Annotated in this window: 19 protein-coding genes and 1 other annotated feature; of the genes, 11 read left to right on the top strand and 8 right to left on the bottom strand. The window is 38.2% G+C overall.

What is annotated here, in order from left to right; genetic code table 11:
- Window positions 1-9: 9 nt before the first annotated feature.
- Window positions 10-1,695 (bottom strand): arginine--tRNA ligase, encoded by a 1,686-nt coding sequence (gene argS, locus PQ578_RS16925; protein WP_273835603.1) that lies wholly within the window; start codon window positions 1,693-1,695, stop codon window positions 10-12.
- A gap of 60 nt (window positions 1,696-1,755) precedes the next feature.
- Window positions 1,756-1,971, bottom strand: a binding site (T-box leader).
- Window positions 1,972-2,015: 44 nt separating this feature from the next.
- Window positions 2,016-2,216, bottom strand: a complete 201-nt coding sequence (locus PQ578_RS16930; protein ID WP_165999828.1) for a hypothetical protein — start codon at window positions 2,214-2,216, stop codon at window positions 2,016-2,018.
- A gap of 256 nt (window positions 2,217-2,472) precedes the next feature.
- Here PQ578_RS16930 and PQ578_RS16935 point away from each other — a divergent pair, with 256 nt between their 5' ends.
- The 3 genes from PQ578_RS16935 to PQ578_RS16945 are packed head-to-tail and all read left to right on the top strand — an operon-like array spanning window position 2,473 to window position 6,201.
- Window positions 2,473-3,996 carry a spore germination protein gene (locus PQ578_RS16935; protein ID WP_273835606.1) on the top strand — a complete coding sequence of 508 codons (1,524 nt, stop codon included), beginning with the start codon at window positions 2,473-2,475 and terminating at the stop codon, window positions 3,994-3,996.
- The gene (locus PQ578_RS16940; RefSeq protein WP_273835608.1) at window positions 3,983-5,071 is read left to right on the top strand and encodes a GerAB/ArcD/ProY family transporter; all 1,089 of its coding nucleotides are present in this window, start codon (window positions 3,983-3,985) and stop codon (window positions 5,069-5,071) included. The genes PQ578_RS16935 and PQ578_RS16940 overlap by 14 nt, the downstream gene beginning before the upstream one ends.
- Entirely contained in the window at window positions 5,068-6,201 is a 1,134-nt protein-coding gene (locus PQ578_RS16945; protein WP_273835610.1) for a Ger(x)C family spore germination protein, read from the top strand. Before PQ578_RS16940 ends, PQ578_RS16945 begins: the two co-directional genes overlap by 4 nt.
- 21 nt (window positions 6,202-6,222) lie before the next feature.
- On the opposite strand, the gene PQ578_RS16950 is transcribed toward PQ578_RS16945, so the two are convergent.
- Window positions 6,223-6,537, bottom strand: a complete 315-nt coding sequence (locus tag PQ578_RS16950; RefSeq protein WP_273835612.1) for a hypothetical protein — start codon at window positions 6,535-6,537, stop codon at window positions 6,223-6,225.
- A 136-nt stretch (window positions 6,538-6,673) separates the two neighbouring features.
- Here PQ578_RS16950 and PQ578_RS16955 point away from each other — a divergent pair, with 136 nt between their 5' ends.
- Entirely contained in the window at window positions 6,674-6,841 is a 168-nt protein-coding gene (locus tag PQ578_RS16955; protein WP_098446533.1) for a YfhE family protein, read from the top strand.
- Window positions 6,842-6,974: 133 nt separating this feature from the next.
- Here PQ578_RS16955 and PQ578_RS16960 read toward each other — a convergent pair whose 3' ends face one another.
- Window positions 6,975-7,628: an N-acetylmuramoyl-L-alanine amidase gene (locus PQ578_RS16960; protein WP_273835614.1), complete on the bottom strand. Its 654-nt coding sequence runs from the start codon at window positions 7,626-7,628 to the stop codon at window positions 6,975-6,977.
- 183 nt (window positions 7,629-7,811) lie between these two features.
- On the opposite strand from PQ578_RS16960, the gene PQ578_RS16965 reads away from it, so the two are divergent.
- Both PQ578_RS16965 and PQ578_RS16970 read left to right on the top strand, forming a co-directional pair.
- Complete coding sequence (locus PQ578_RS16965; protein WP_273835615.1) at window positions 7,812-8,375, top strand: sigma-70 family RNA polymerase sigma factor; 564 nt, start codon at window positions 7,812-7,814, stop codon at window positions 8,373-8,375.
- A gap of 8 nt (window positions 8,376-8,383) precedes the next feature.
- Window positions 8,384-9,013 carry a hypothetical protein gene (locus PQ578_RS16970; protein ID WP_273835617.1) on the top strand — a complete coding sequence of 210 codons (630 nt, stop codon included), beginning with the start codon at window positions 8,384-8,386 and terminating at the stop codon, window positions 9,011-9,013.
- 114 nt (window positions 9,014-9,127) lie between these two features.
- On the opposite strand, the gene PQ578_RS16975 is transcribed toward PQ578_RS16970, so the two are convergent.
- Window positions 9,128-10,141, bottom strand: a complete 1,014-nt coding sequence (locus tag PQ578_RS16975) for an ABC transporter permease subunit (protein WP_273835618.1) — start codon at window positions 10,139-10,141, stop codon at window positions 9,128-9,130.
- Window positions 10,142-10,195: 54 nt separating this feature from the next.
- Window positions 10,196-11,050, bottom strand: a complete 855-nt coding sequence (locus PQ578_RS16980) for an ABC transporter permease subunit (RefSeq protein WP_273835619.1) — start codon at window positions 11,048-11,050, stop codon at window positions 10,196-10,198.
- 146 nt (window positions 11,051-11,196) lie between these two features.
- Between PQ578_RS16980 and PQ578_RS16985 the strand changes: the two genes are divergently transcribed.
- From PQ578_RS16985 to PQ578_RS17005, 5 genes are all read left to right on the top strand, one after another.
- Entirely contained in the window at window positions 11,197-12,144 is a 948-nt protein-coding gene (locus PQ578_RS16985; RefSeq protein ID WP_273835621.1) for a hypothetical protein, read from the top strand.
- A complete protein-coding gene (locus PQ578_RS16990) occupies window positions 12,125-13,006 on the top strand; it encodes a protein-glutamine gamma-glutamyltransferase (RefSeq protein WP_224884549.1) in 882 nt (293 codons plus the stop codon). Before PQ578_RS16985 ends, PQ578_RS16990 begins: the two co-directional genes overlap by 20 nt.
- 84 nt (window positions 13,007-13,090) lie before the next feature.
- Entirely contained in the window at window positions 13,091-13,630 is a 540-nt protein-coding gene (locus PQ578_RS16995) for a GNAT family N-acetyltransferase (protein WP_224884551.1), read from the top strand.
- A gap of 244 nt (window positions 13,631-13,874) precedes the next feature.
- A complete protein-coding gene (locus PQ578_RS17000) occupies window positions 13,875-14,408 on the top strand; it encodes an RNA polymerase sigma factor SigX (protein WP_273835623.1) in 534 nt (177 codons plus the stop codon).
- Window positions 14,408-15,616, top strand: coding sequence for a hypothetical protein (locus tag PQ578_RS17005; protein WP_273835624.1), 1,209 nt, complete (start codon window positions 14,408-14,410; stop codon window positions 15,614-15,616). The genes PQ578_RS17000 and PQ578_RS17005 overlap by 1 nt, the downstream gene beginning before the upstream one ends.
- A gap of 71 nt (window positions 15,617-15,687) precedes the next feature.
- On the opposite strand, the gene PQ578_RS17010 is transcribed toward PQ578_RS17005, so the two are convergent.
- Together PQ578_RS17010 and PQ578_RS17015 are read right to left on the bottom strand one after the other, a co-directional pair.
- Entirely contained in the window at window positions 15,688-16,152 is a 465-nt protein-coding gene (locus PQ578_RS17010; RefSeq protein ID WP_273835625.1) for an endolytic transglycosylase MltG, read from the bottom strand.
- Window positions 16,145-16,348: a hypothetical protein gene (locus PQ578_RS17015; protein WP_273835626.1), complete on the bottom strand. Its 204-nt coding sequence runs from the start codon at window positions 16,346-16,348 to the stop codon at window positions 16,145-16,147. Before PQ578_RS17015 ends, PQ578_RS17010 begins: the two co-directional genes overlap by 8 nt.
- Window positions 16,349-16,416: the final 68 nt, after the last annotated feature.

Here is a 16,416-nt window from a genome sequence, read left to right on the forward strand (position 1 = left end):
GCTGCTTCTTTACATTTCTTCAGGTGCATGAAGACCAAGTAATCGCAATCCCTCTTTCAAAACAATTGATACAGCCATAACTAGCTGTAATCTAGCTTGTTTGGATGAGTTCTCTTCTAAAATACGGACTTGCCCATAGTATTTGTTGAAAGCACGTGAAAGTTCTAAAACAAATTTTGCGATTTGAGAAGGATCATATTCAGTAGCTGCTCGTTCAATCGCATTTGGGAACTGACGAAGTTTTGTGACCACTGACCAGGCTTCTTCACCTTCTAGCATTTCGACATTTTCTACTTTTTGATAATTCCCTTTACGTAGAATGGAACAAGCACGAGCGTGTGTGTACTGTACATATGGACCAGTTTCTCCTTCAACTCGTAACATATCTTCAAGGGAAAAGTCGATGTCATTTCGACGATCATTCTTTAAATCATGAAACAAGACGGCCCCAACCCCAATTTGTTCTGCAATAGCACTTTTGTTTGCTAAATCGGGATTTTTAGCTTCAATATTTTCTTTTGCAAGTTCAATCGCCTCACTTAGCACCTCTTCAAGCAAAACGACTTTCCCTTTTCTCGTTGACATTTTCTTTCCATCTTTAAGCATCATCCCAAAGTTGATATGGTGCATTTGCTCTGCCCATTCGAACCCTAACTTTTTTAGAACTTCAATTAATTGTTTGAAATGAAGGCTTTGTTCATTCCCCACTACGTAAAGGGATTCACTAAAGCCATATGTTTCATAACGATAAATCGCTGCTGCTAAATCGCGAGTGGCATAAAGAGAGGCCCCGTCCTTCTTTTTAATTAAGCATGGAGGGAGATCTTCTCCAAGCTCAACAACCATGGCACCATTGGATTCCACTAACAGGTCCTTTTCTTCTAACATCTTAATCACTCGCTGCATTTTATCGTTATAAAAAGCTTCTCCATTTGTCGAATCAAATGTGATGCCCATGAGGTCATAAATACGATTAAATTCTTTAAGAGATTCATCACGGAACCACTTCCAGAGCGTCACAGCTTCCAAATCTCCTTGTTCTAACTCTTTAAATGCCTTTCTCCCTTCATCTTCTAGTAAAGGATCAACGGCTGCTTCTTCATGAAACAAAATATATAATTTAAGTAGCTCTTTTATTGTTTGTTCACGGACTTTTTGCTCATTACCCCACTTACGATACGCCGTTATTAATTTTCCAAACTGCGTACCCCAATCCCCAAGATGATTAATTCGAATAGGACGATAGCCAACTTTTTCAACAATTAACGCTAGAGCATTCCCAATCACCGTTGAGCGTAAGTGTCCCATTGAAAAAGGTTTCGCAATATTAGGTGATGACAAATCGATCGTTACCGCACCATCTTTACCTACATTGGAGCTCCCATACTCTTCTTCTTGACTAAGGACCAGATGAATAACATCACTCGTAACTATTTTCTTATTAAGAAACACATTGACATAAGGGCCAACTGCGTCTATTTTCTCGAATAGAGGATCGTTCAATTTACTAGCAAGATTTGTCGCAATTTGATTAGGGGACATTTTTTCCAACTTAGCAAGTTGAAAACATGGAAAAGCGTAATCACCATGTGACTCATGTTTCGGAATTTCAATTCGTTGTATCATGTCACTACGCTCAACTTTCCCATCAAATGCTTGAAAGAGTTTGTCTGCAAAGATCTTTTTATACATCATCATCTTCCTCCTCATGTCATTAAACGCTTTTTACTTAAACAAAAAAATCTCCGTCTCTACTATAGAGACGGAGATTTTTCCGCGGTACCACTCTGATTGCTCAACAAAGATACTTGAGCCAACTTCACTCGGATAACGGCGAGGCCGACTGTTTCTACTGAAGTTCAAAACAGTGTCTTGAAAGTCCGGTTCATGTCTGATTAGGCTCCAGGCTTTCACCATCCCCGAATCGCTTTATCCGTCATTAGACACTACTCTCTTTCGCTCTGACGATCAAATATTATTTTCATTATAGCCTATTTTATTATAAATTCAACTCGTTATCTGTTTATACCTGGTTCTAACTCTAATTGTACGTTGTTCTCTCCATCCTGATAACCTTCCTGATAGGCTTCTCGATAAATAGAAGTTAAATACATTGAAATCAGCTGTCTTACTTTCGGCTCTACGTTAACGACCTCTAAATGTTTCATACACCGATCAACCGCTAATTTTTCCTTTTGGATATTTTTACTCGTCAACGTAAGAACCACCTTTCCATCTAAGTTCACTTTATTATACATTAATTAGACAAGTGGTGTACATTCTTTCGACAAATATCGGTTTTATGTTATAAGAAGTGCTCTATATTAATACAGAAAGACAGTTTTCTATTACGAAAATGACTTATTTTGCAAACAGAACCTCATTCTACGAATCCTTTCCAATCTTGATACATAACTTTACCATTTCATCACAAGCTATACTTATCTATCATCACTAAGAGGAGGTTGCAGCGTGAGACGTGGTAAACGAAAACCGATCCGAAATGAACCTTATCAAATCCCAACTGCTACTGAATCATATGAGGCATTTTTTTCACTTGAGAAGAACAAAGAATATATTCTTTCACAATTCCACAATACAGAAGATATTAAATTCAGAAAATTGACCATAGAAAACATTACTTGCAAGCTAGCCTATTTAGATCCTCTTGTTGATGAAGATAAGCTACAAAAAACAATAATGAAACCATTAATGGAGAAGAATACGTTAAACATTGAAGATACAGTGACATCTAAAGAATACCGAAGATCAATGGATTTACTTGAAGCTGTAACTGGTTTAACAAAAGGCTTTGTCGTTCTCTTTATAGAGGGTCATCAACATTTTTATTTACTGGAAGCATTTTCTGCAAATTCTAGAGCAGTATCAGAACCAATCAATGAACAAGTTGTTCGTGGTTCACACGAGGGATTTGTCGAAAACATTATGCAAAACTTACAAATGCTTCGCAGAAGAATTGAGAACCCAAATCTTGTGATAAGGTTTTTTAAAGTTGGGAAAACAACCGATACAAAATTAGCAATCATATATTTGCAACACCTCGTCAACCCAGACTTGATTCAAGAGGTTGAAAAAAGAATTACTGCTATCAAAACCGACTCTATTCAAACACCAGGATATGTAGAGGAATTTATTGAAGATTCTCCACTTTCTCCATTTCCACAAATGCTAAGTACAGAACGACCAGATCGATTAACCGCTCATATCATTGAAGGCAGAATCGGGTTGTTAATGGAAGGAAGTCCTTCCACCCTAGTCATGCCTGTTACTTTCTTTGCATTTTATCAATCTCCGGAAGATTACAATAGCCGGTGGTATATTGGTTCAATCCTGAGACTCATCAGAGTAGCAAGCTTTATTTTCGCACTCGGTTTGCCGTCTCTTTATATTGCCACTGTTTCTTTTCACTCTGAGGTGCTACCTGCTGAATTAATTTTAAACATTAAAAGTTCGCTTGAAAATGTTCCGTTCCCACCATTACTTGAAGCACTCATCATGCAAATTATTCTTGAATTATTAAGAGAAGCTGCTATTCGCCTGCCGGGTCCTATTGCCCAAACAATTGGTATCGTTGGAGGTTTGGTTATCGGGACTGCTATCGTCGAAGCAAATCTTGTCTCTAATATGATGATTATTGTAGTTGCTTTAACAGCCATTTCCTCCTTTGCTGTTCCATCTTATGAAATGAGTATGTCCATAAGGCTTCTAGGTTTTCCACTCATGCTACTCTCTGCGTCTTTTGGTTTTATAGGGCTTGTTTTTGGACTATCGATCATCCTTATTCATTTATGTAGTTTAGAAACATTCGGTACTCCTTACTTTTCGCCACTTGCACCTTTGCGCTTGAATGAACTAAAAGATTCCATTGTTCGACTTCCTAGATGGCTACTCGGGGATCGACCAACGGATGTACATCCGCAGTTTAATAAGCAAGAGTGGCGTTCTAGAAGGTGGAAAAAGAATGAAAACGACTAGCACGATTAATAATGCACAACTGTTTTTTATTATTTTCCAAACACAGGTTGGCGTTGGAGTCCTTTCACTTCCTTCATCCTTATATGCAGAGACAGGTACTGACGGATGGATCACGCTGTTGATCACCGGTGGAGCCATTCAACTCATTATTTTTATTCTATATTTTTTATGTGCCCGTTTTCCAACCTTAACGTTATACGAGTTTGCTCCTAAAATTATTGGCAAGTATGCAGCAGGGATCATTTCAGTTCTTTATGTTGCTTTTGCGATAGCAACTTCCGTCATTGTATTAGAGCTATTTGAAACAACTATCAAAACTTGGATTTTGTTTCGTACTCCGATGTTGGTTATTTTATTATTGCTAACCGTAAGCGGGACTTACCTTGCAGTTGGGAAGATCAAGGTGATGGGAAGGTTTTATCAATTTGTATCCATCCTCATCCTCCCGCTAATCGTAATGTCCGCTTATACGTTGAAAGATGCAGATATCAGGTATATCCTACCAGTTGGTCAAAATGGCTTTGGTTCAATTCTCAAAGCGACTCAAAATGGGATTGTCTCCATGCTTGGATTTGAAATCGTTCTATTTATCTATCCTTATGTTCAAAACAAGGGTAAGGCAGCACTTAAAAGCCTAACTCTTGCTAATATTGCTGTCACAACTTTATATACTTTTTTGACCTTCACAACCTTTGTTTTTTTTAGCCCTAACCAACTTGAAGTGATTCCAGAGCCTCTTGTTTATATGTTAAAAGGTGTCTCCTTTGTTATCGTTGACAGGGTTGATTTGATCTTCTTGTCCATCTGGATTATTTCAGTAATGACATCTTATGTGTCTTACTTATACATCGCAGGAAGAGGAATACAGCGCTTAACAAAAAGAAAAAAAACAACAGGTTCTATTCTGATTGCGTCCTTTATTGCACTGTTTTTCTCCATGTTTTCACATGATCGATATACAGTTGAAATGCTTTCAGGCTATCATGCAAAAGCAAGCTATTTTTTTGCACTTGGTTTTCCTCTCATGCTCTTGCTCATTAGTCTTTTATTTAAGAAGAAAGAGGAATCGCAATGAAGAAAATATGGCACCTTTCCATTATCTTTTCAACCATACTATTGTTTTTAACTTCTTGCTGGGATCAAGAACTGTTAAAAGAATCCAAGCTTATTTATGGTGCTGGATTCGATTACGAAAATGAGAATGAGATTCGTACGACGTTTGTTGTTCGTAATCTTGGTGTGCCTGTTAGTCAAGGTGGCGTATATTCCAATCGCGTTATCTCTCTTTCTGGTACTTCACCTAGAGATACACGGATAAAAATGGACCGTATCATTTCGAAACAGGTAACAGCATCTAAAAATCAACTTATTCTCTTAGGTGATGAGGTTGCTAAACAAGACATTGATCACATGTTCGATATTCTGTATCGAGATCCGAAGAGTCCACTCGATGCTCGCGTAGCGGTTGTTGAAGGGCGGGCAGAGGATGTCTTTAATTTAGATCACATAGGTGATACCCTCATTACCGAATTTTCAACGAACCTTATTAAAGGCGCTGAGAACAAAACTGAAGCACCGCGTATGACAGTAGAAAAAGCGTTTCGGTATTCTCATGATATTGGACAGGACTATGCCTTTCCATACATTAGTTATAATGAAGAGGTTGATGCACCTGAGATAAACGGAATTGCTCTATTTCACAAATCAAACTTTACCGGGGTCGTGCTCCCTCCTTTTGACGCTACACTTCTACTTCTTATGGCTGATGCAAAGAGTAAAAAAGCCAGTATTGTTGAAAATATAGGTAAACAGCATGACCAAGGATTCTTGACCCAGACGGTTACTGTTAACATTCAAAACACGAAATCAGATATTAAGTACTCGTTTCAAAATGGGAATGTTAGTAAAGCTGTTGTTAATCTAGAAGTAAAAGGGAACATAGAGGAATACCCCCAAGATCATCTCTTAAAAGAAAGTCAAGTAGAAGACATTGCAAATGAGTTATCGAAGAAATTAACGGAAAGAGGGAATAATTTACTAGCAAAACTCCAGGAAGCGAACTGTGATTTTCTAGGAATTGGACGTGACCTAAATGCTTATCATCATGAATCATGGCATCCTAAACAGTGGGACAAAGAATTCACTAAATTAAATATCGAAACCAAAGTGAAGGTGAAAATTTCAGAAACAGGGATTATTAAATAGAAAGAGAATGAGCTTTTTTGCTCATTCTCTTTCTATTTGTTTCATCTCTTCGATTGTCGGTTCTTTTGAGCCATACCAGGAATAAGCCACCTCATAAATCTCGCCTTCTTGCACGAGATTCCATGACAGTTCGTTTTCCATTAGGAGTTCAATTGCCTCTCCTTCTCCTTCTGGCTGAACAAACACGTAATGATGATGATCCGTACTTTCTTTCTTAATCACTTCTCCTCTTTCAAGATGTTCCTCATGCACATAGGTGTATCTTCCGATTAAAAAAATACTAACTAGTACAACGATGCTGGCAATGGTAATGTTTAATGCTCTCTTTTTCTTCATAATGCCTCCGTCAAGTAATGGTTTACTAATAAAGTACCACAAACATGATTTATTTAACAAAGTTAGGCATGTATGTTTAATGAAAAATTGATGCGGGTAACCCTGTACTAAGAGACATTACAAGGAGGAATTACTAATGGCTAAGAATTCACAATATCAACCGATTCATGAGAGCGGATTTTCTCTAAGTGACGCTCAAGAGGTAAAATACGCAAAAGATTTTAAGAAAGCAGATATCGCAGGAGGCATTCGTAAGCCAAAAGTTAAGCGAGCTAAGAATGAAAATCCTGATTTACTGAAATAAACTGAATCATCTATCGACAGTAACTAAGAAACAATCAATATAAAGCTTACATGAACGAAATAGTAAGCTTAGCGTAAATAAAGAGAGGGAGGCCACTGGGCTCCCTCTCTTTTTATTTGTTTACGTAGAAAATTTAACCTTCTTGTTTCACAAATGCATTGTAACCTTTTTTCTTCAATTCTTCACATAAATGATCTGCCCTGCTCTTTTCCTTATAAGCACCTGATTGGACGAAATAGAGCGGGCTACTGTTAAGATTCCCTTTTGTGTAACGCACAGCAGCAAGCGCTGCTGCTTCAGCTAACTGAAAACGAAAGGAACGAACATTTAATTTCCTTCGATCGACAGCAGAGTCTAGAAAACCATATTCAATAATAAGTGTTTCAACCTGACCAGTTAATCGATGCATATAATAATAATCTTTCCCATTTGACCCTTCTCTTGAAAATACCCTCCGCACTGGCATTACCTTCTTCAATGCATCAGCAGTGCTTTTAGCAAAAGCGGGGGTAGCATATTTTGAATGAATCACTTCTGCTCCACTCCCACCACCTGCATTAAAATGATTGCTTAAACAAACCGTTGCATCAGAAGATCGTACGAGCTCAGAACGCTTATCAGGAGACAAATCAATATCCGTTTTTCGAGTCAGTTTACAAGGAATACCGAGCTTTTTCAAAAATTCATATTGATGTAAGGATACCTCTAAATTCCAATCCTTTTCTTTTACTCCATCCGCAATAGCCCCTGGATCTTTCCCACCATGACCCGCATCAATGATAATCATCTTTTTCCTCCCTTATTCGAAATAAATTTTTGATTACTTCTTAACTTACTTCAAATCCTTCTTATCCTATATATCGAAAGAAAAAAGGAAAAAGGGGCAAGGTAATCAAATTATTTATCAGTTAACGCAACTTTTCAGCTACGGACTCGTCTTTATAGTAAATGTCATTTAAAGGATGGTCGTATGAACGAAAACTCACAAGGTGATTTCAAATTAGATTTCACTAGCTATACTACTGTTCAAAAAACAGAATTAATTGAGCATTTAATGGAAACGTATGGTGAAGCGTTAGTAAGACTCGCTTATACATATACAAAGGACTGGGGAAAAGCAGAAGATATTGTACAGGAAGTATTTCTTGCATGCTTTTTAAAGCTTCACACGTTTCGAGGAGAGGCATCGTTAAAAAACTGGCTCTATCGCATTGCGATTAATCGTTGTCATGACCATGTGCGAAGCTGGTCTTTTCGAAATATTATACCGACAAACGTGATGATGAAGTTCATCAAAAATCATACCACCTCACCCGAACTTATTGCAGTGAAAAATGAAGAATCACATAAATTACGAACCTCCATTTTTCAACTTTCATTAAAATATCGTGAAACATTCATTCTCTATTACCATGAAGATTTATCCATTCGAGAAATTAGTTCACTCCTTGACACAAAAGAAGCAACGATTAAATCAAGGTTGTATCGTGCTCGTCGCCTCCTCGAATTAAGACTAAACGAAGAAAGGGAGTGAATAACAAGGTGGAGGAAAAACAGTTAAGAGAAAAAGTAAAAGAATCCTTATTTCAAAAACAACACTTTACAAACAGAAAAAAAGAACGGATGCTCGAAAATATCCTTCTTGCCCATTACGGTAACAATAAGAAAAAACGAAATCTTATGCTAGAGTGGATGGGCATCTTAGCCTGCATTTCATTACTCGTTATCGCCACTCTCTCTGTTACTGGTATTTCTTTGGACTCACCTGAAATACATGAAGGTTCACTCGACCAGAATGAGGCTCCATATATAAGTGCTGCCTATCTGAAAAGGGCTTCCGAAATTGCTCATCGTGATTTAGATATTAGCCACGCTATTTATTTTTCAATTGATTCCACCGTTTATCTTGATCTCATGGTATCTGACAAGCTTTCCGAACAGAAGATGAAGGAACTCGCAACAGAGTATTTAGGCGTGCTGTCTCATTTGTATCAAACGGAAAACGAAGGCATCAACGATATTTGGAACCATTATCATGTGGAAGTGACTATTAAAGGTGATAGAGAGTATCCTTCAACCGCTTATTTTGACGAAGCAGACGAGTCCTATTATTTAAAAGGCTCAAAGAGAAAAAAGGAAACGACGATTCAGTGGTACTCTACTTCCCAATAAATAACCAAATGAATAATAAAGGAACAGCACAACCGTTAATTGTGCTGTTCCTTTTTTTCATATCAATTACCTTTTAGCAAAGATGGGTAAGTAACGAAAAAACAGCCACCAAAACTACCTGCTGGCTGTTTTTCGTTCTTCTCCCCTATCAGTTCTTTCCAAGAAATAGAATGCGCTCGAATCGAAGCTCTTCTTATAACTGTCACTCTGAATAACCTGACGTGAACGTGGCATAATTTGTTTTTCTGCTAATTGCTTAAAACCTTCTAACAATAGATTTACACTGAAAATAACGAGCACAAAAAACAAAATCGGAACAAGTGGAATCCACGTATCATATGGGAGAAATCGAAATGTAGAGCCGATTAAACCTGACCATTCAGATGACACAGACCGATATTCATCTCCTAATATTGGATCTGGATTAAAAAATGTACCTCCAAAAAACAACTTCAATAACCCAAGATGAAGTAAGAGAATCAGCACGTTAATCATTTGTTGGAGAAATATAATAACCATGCGCGGTCCTAGGTGAGGAAGAATATGTTTTGTTAAGATATGAACTTTAGAGCCGCCTAGCGTTTTAGCTCCTTCAATAAACCCTTTCCCCCAAATGGCATGCGTTTCATTGGATATTAATGTTGTGGTAGTTGGAATCGCAACTGCTGTTAAAACAACAATTTCAAATACCATCCGCTCAAAAAATGAAAACTGAAATGTCCCTTCCATCCCATTTTCCATTAAAACACCGCTAAGAATAAAATAACAAAGCAATGAAATCGGTATATATTGCATAGCATCAACGAATCCAGATGTACTTCGCAACGTGCGGCGAAAATAAGTCCCTCCGACTACACCAGCAACAAAAGAGAGGGCTAATCTCATCGAGGCAACGAGAAATGCAATACCAATTGTATACTTTGCCCCAATTATGATTTGATCAAATAGATGATACCCATACTTATCAGTTCCAAATGGAGCAACCTGTAACGGTGTAAAAGGTGAACGGTCGATTAAATTTCCGTCTTGATCATAGAGCATGGAGGTTTGCGGCACAGCATCATCATGAGCAATGGAATAGTATATACTGCTACCGAGCAGAAGAACAATGATGAACAATCCTGTCATGAACATTGGATTTTTTAAAGCATGTTTATAAATTTGTATTCCCTCCTTTTTCTGCTACATCAAAGCTTCTTCCTGAGCAGTTCGCTCCGCCACAAGCTGATATATGGTTAGAAACAAGAAAATAGGTATAAAAAGCAATAGTGCACTAACAGTGAATATTTCTGGTGTAGGGTGCTCATACATAAAGCGAATTAACCCATTAAGGTTAAACACATACTCCATAATAAAAAGATTAGACAAAGTAAACCAAACAATCGATCTCGAGTGAAAATAAGTTGATAATAGTGTATTTCGAACAATATGGAAAAGAAATATTTTGGTGGGTTCTAACCCTTTTGTCCTCGCAAGTTCAACATACGGTTTCTCAACTTCCTCATCTAGCACGTGTATCATAATTCGATACAATAAAAAGGTAGGCAATATAGCAAGGATGAGAATTGGCATAGTGTAAATGCGTTCATATGCGGCAACGTCCATCAACAGAACCTCTGTTTTTTTATAAACCCAAATCACCCCAATTTGAACAATCGCGAGTATAAAAACGTCTGGAAAGGATTCTGTCAAAAACGCTACTCTTTTAAACAATTTTTGAATAAACGAAGGAGAGATGTAAGTTACATAGGTAAATAGAAATGCAACAATAAAAGCAAGAATCAAAGCACTAAATAAGATGATGATTGAATAAAAGAGGTATTCATAAATGAGAGGAAATAGTTGATAACTCTCATCCCCTGACCGAAACGTTAATTGTTGAAAATGAATCAATTCCTCTATCGTGCGTTGAAGCCTTTTCATATAACCTCCAGGATCTAATTTCATTCCATTAAACATTCCTGGTATGGCGCCAAGTAACAACACGCCTAGAAAAGCAGCGATAAACTGAGAGCCAATGCGTACCATATTCCCCATGTGTTTACTCCTTTCTTTGTGATATACATTTAAGACGGATCTAACCCTCGAAGGTTTCAATAAAATGACCAATTTGATTAGCTGTGATGAAATAGCGCTCTCTCGAATAAGCTGGTAATAGTGCATTTTTGAAAGGAGGCAACACGTTGAAACACTCTGTCTCACTTGAAATAATCCGAAAAGCAGAAGGGATTAAACGACTGGAGCACTATGTAAAGAATCTGATTGATCACGATAAAAGAGCAGTGATTTCTCTTTTAAATGAAGATACTCTATCTTACCCCACTATCTATGTCCTATCTTCCACTATAAGAGAGCACAATCTATCGAAACACTTGTCAGATCGAAACAGAATCGCTTTATCGATTCAAAAAGATATTCTCGCAAAGGAGCGTGCACCTGCTGCTCCATTTCCCTACTCGATCTGCGACCTCCCACAATATATCCACTCTGTACTAAGATGGATGGTTGAAACGGGTTCTGAAGAGAAATTAAACACCCGCTATCGTCTTGTAATTGATCGAGCAGCTGGATTATTGACAACGATCTATCAACATCCTGACGATTTATTACTTGTTTCAAAGTTACTATTCAACAGGAAACGCGCAGGCCTTTCTACTCACTATGTGACTTGGGCCTATTTTTCTTCATACAATATTGCAAGTTTACTTCCAATCGGTGAAAAATTACTATCAGCCGACGAAGAAGAAGTTGCATTTGCAAGAGAGCTTCTTCACTTTATTACTGGTTTAGATGAAAGTGATGACCCTTACGCTTACTTTAGAAGCTGGTATGAAGAAAACCTGCCATATCTTTTGCATAACGAAAATAGCTATGAATTAACTGCTGAGCTCGCACCATATGTTGTCGATCACGACACTAAATATCGGGAATGCTTCTCTCATAAAGCATCTTCCGACTTAAGAGAAGATGGATTTCATTCTCTTTCTGAACAAGAAAAAGAACAGTTAGCAAATCTTTCTTACAGAATCCGAATGAGGTCACGTAGTGAATGGATAGAGTGGATGAATCGTCCCCTGAGTGCCCAGTTGATGTTCATGGAGGAGGTTCAGCATGATCACGATAGCAGGTAGCAGTGCAAATAAAGAAGTTATAGTAAATGCAGGAATACAGACCCCTCTTGAACTAACCATTGTCGACGTCATGTTGATGAGTCCACATACTTATGCGTACAGGTCGCTCGATGCTTTGATGTTTGAAATTAGGTTTCGAGTTTCTATTACGAGTAGTTCACGTGACCTGTATTATAGCGGGGTCCAATTTGCTGACTTTTATCGTTCACGTTGTAATCCTATGTTTTGGCACCTCTTACCGGACGGCGCGTTTCAACTTAAGGCGGGGGTGCCGGCTTCAGAAGCGATTTTAGATATTTATCGGAATGGACCAATGTATGCATTTGAATGCGCCACGGCGATGATCATTATTCTCTATCATGCGGCTGTAAAAATGTTACCAGTTAACAAGTTTAATCAACTATTCGCCAACATGCGGCTGTGGGGATGGAAATACGACCAGGATTTGCAAATAGTGCACAATATACCACCTGATTATCTTCCCGGGGATATTCGTTATGTAAAGAACCCTGACGTGAACCCTCTTACACCGGAATGGCAGGGAGAAAACATAGTCGATTTAGGTGATGGTACTTTTTTTGGTCATGGATTGGGCTTTCGAACCGTAGGAGGAATGATTGAGGCACTGGCGATGCGAAGAAGACCAGGAGCAACACGAATGCCGTACTTAATGCTTCCGGCCACCAGGCCAGGTTTTTCTTATTTGTATCAGTACTCGTTCAATCGCACAATGTCAGACAACTCGATTTTACTTTTCGATAATGGGCTCGAGCGTTCATCACTATCACCTGAAGAATATGAAGAGAACCGTAGTGAACTTCTTAAGAATTTTATTACGGTTCGATTTGGAAACACGTATTAAACGAATTCGGGCTTTTCATCGTGTTATCCGCCCTCTACCCTTTCTTTTAAGAACATATGTTAAGGGTAAAGGATGGTGAAGTGATTGAGAGTTTTTCCTGAAATAGAAACAAAGCGCCTTAACCTTACCGCACTAAAAGAAGAAGATCAGACATCTCTTTTTTCCATTTTTTCAGATCCACAAGTTACGTATTATGATGGTGGTAACGTCATGAAAACACAAACTCAGGCTCTTCATTACATTCGGGCGTATAAAGATCCCTCTTCTATCTTATCCACCCATGCAATCCGTTTTGGAATCCGCTTAAAAGGTTCTGGAGAATTAATCGGAACAGCTGGTTTTCAAAATTGGGACCGCGCCTCATCAAAAGCAGAAATGGGTGCTATATTATCCAGAAATTATTGGAGTGGTGGATACGGACTTGAAGCAGCCAAAGCGATTATTCATTATGGGTTTCATCACATAAAGCTTCATAAAATTTATGCTCAAACAATCGAAGACAACCATTCAGCAGTTAAGCGGCTCGAACAACTAGATTTTGAAAAAGAAGGCCATTTTAAAGATCATATCTATTTGCGAAACCGTTATTATGACGTGGTTGTTTATTCTCTCATACACAAGTAAGCGCTCCTTCCGCGTGCGAGAAGAAGCGCTTTGCTATGCTTGTTTTCGTGGACCCCCATCAACCTCAAATCATTCGATCATGCGCGACTTCAACAATCACTCCGTTTAATCCCCCTACACCAACACAGTATATCCCTTCGTTTATTCTATACCTCTTCATCAAAACCTATCTCTTTTTGTAATCTTCCTGTAACCTTTTAACTAGATAACTCGTTTTGTTTTATAGAAGAAGGAGGGCTGAAGAATGGATAAGACATTTGAGCGTTTGTACGATCGCTACCACACGAACTTATTTCAATTTTTATTTTATATGGTAAAAAATAGAGCGATTGCAGAAGAACTCGTTCAAGAAGTCTATATTAACGTGCTTCGTTCTTATCACAATTACGAGGAACGAAGCAATGAAAAGACGTGGCTCTTTGCCATTGCGAGAAATATAGCGATTGATTATTTACGTACACACAATCGAAGAACTTCAAGGTGGCTTAGTAAGTTTGACTTTAACAAACAACATCCCAAAGACGAGGCTCCTCTACCTGAAGAAATTCTGCTTCAAAAAGAAGAAGTTCAAGCTATTTATAAGTGTTTAAGAGAATGTACACTTGATCAACAACAAGTTCTTATTCTTCGCTACATCCAAGAGCTCTCCATTAACGAAACGGCTGAAATTCTAAATTGGAGTGTTAGCAAAGTAAAAACAACACAGCACAGAGCAATTAAAGCGCTAAGGGAACTTGTTGATGATCCAGCTAATCATCAACTAAAGGGGGTCTTATGATGAACGATCGAACAAAATCCCTTCTTTCTCAGCTACCTGTTGTAAAAGATGAAAGAAGTAAAGCAAGCATTTATGAAAATATCGAGAAAAAAAGGAATGAGCAGATGTCCCGATCAACAAAAAAGAAAACGCCATGGATTATCCCTGGAATAGCTGCTGTTGTTGTTTTATTGTTAGCTGTTCTAATCACTCCAGGACTCTTCAATCAAAATAATAGTGATTCTAATATAGCAATTACACAATCCGACTCAAACGAAACAAGCGACAATTCTTCAAACTCAGCAAGTGATTCGAAAGCGGAAACCACAACATTAGCTCCTGCCGAAGAAAAGACAAGCGATACCAAAGTAGAAGAGGTGCCAACGTTTGCGGAAGAACCGACTGTGTTTGATAGTTACATTCCAGCATTTCAACAATCTGATGGAAAAAGCGTCATCATTTCTTATCCTGACCCAGAAAGCACGCTACTCGTACCGCTATCCTTTCCGCTAGATGAAAGTAAGAGCACACAAGAAAATATCGAGTTCATTTTAACGAACTTTCGCGCTTCCGATTATGGACTTGAACGCTCACCGTTAACCGATGCTACCTTCGAATTGACTAATATAACTGGAAAGGAAACGCTTATAGTTAGCTTTCCTGAACCTGGTGATGGTCTCTCATCTACAGAATCCATTATGATAAACGATAGTGTTCAACAGCTAGCCAAAAGCCTTGGTGCAGACCAAATCAATTGGCAAACCAATGGAGAAGACGGCTACACGTTGGGGAATTTCGGGAATGCTGATCCTTCAGTAAACAAAAAACCTTCGCCCTATTTTCTTTATAAATCGAGGACAGAATCACATTTTCTCGTAAACGGACCTGCCCTTCAAGGTGAAGAAGGAGCTGAGATGGATGTTGCTCTCTCTCTAATGAAAGATGGCGATCAAAGTACTCCTTATTACCTGCCATCTATACCAGCTACAGTAGCAATCTACTCTTTCGATGGAAACGGATCAGAAGCATCCATTGCCTTTACGGAAGAAAGCAAATTTCAGTCTGAAGAAGAAGCGATGCAAACAATAGAAGCTTTAATGCTTGTTGCTTCACAATACGACTATCAAACAATTCGCTTTGAAAATACGGGATTCGACAAGATTGGGAGATATTCACTAGACAAACCATTAACCATTCCATCGTCTCCAAACGCTGTCGAACTAAATTAATGGTTTCGTTATAAACTAACAAAATAAAGAAAGTAAAAAACACCCGGCATTAGTATTCGCCGGGTGTTTCTCTATCGGGTAATTTCCTCTACAATCTCAGCAGAAGACATATCTGTTTTAAGGGTATAATCCCCCGGTTGCACAGCCATTTCCTTGTCCATGTCACGGAGAGCTTTAATAAAATCATCCGATTTCTTTACTAACATTTGATCCTGAAGACTTTGAGCCACTTCCTGACTAGTCATACCCTCTTTAATGGTAAATTTGATCTCTTGAGGTTTATTGACTGCTTCCTCTTTCTTATTCTCTGTTGCGCTATTTTCGTTGTCAGGTTGTTTTGCTTCTTTTAGAGAATCATATTCTTCCTTCGCAACCATAACCATCCCTTTTTCCTCTAAATGCTGTTTTACCATCGCATCTGTTACTTCATTGTTTTCTTCTGCTTTAGCTTGTGAAAACATAAAATAGTAAGCAGTTAAAAGAATCGCGGCAAAAAGGAGACCAGCTGCAATTCCCTTTGCTTCTTGTTTACTCATGTTGACCACCGCTCACTGACTTTGTTTTGCTTTCTAATATTTCAGTACGCTTCTTAACCGTTTTCAGTTCTTTCATTAAGTTGATATAAACATCATCAACCTGTCCTTTCACTTCTTTCGCATAGTCTTTCACGAAATATGAATAAATAAAGAACCCAACTGACGCGGCAAGTAAAACAAAAATAATGGTTAACATTGTTTCCCCCTAAAAATTGTTTGGCATTCTCTCTATATACTGCGCTTTTATACAATTAATTGTTTCGT

This window comes from Guptibacillus sedimenti, assembly GCF_028610665.1.
Classification (GTDB): domain Bacteria; phylum Bacillota; class Bacilli; order Bacillales; family Guptibacillaceae; genus Guptibacillus; species Guptibacillus sedimenti.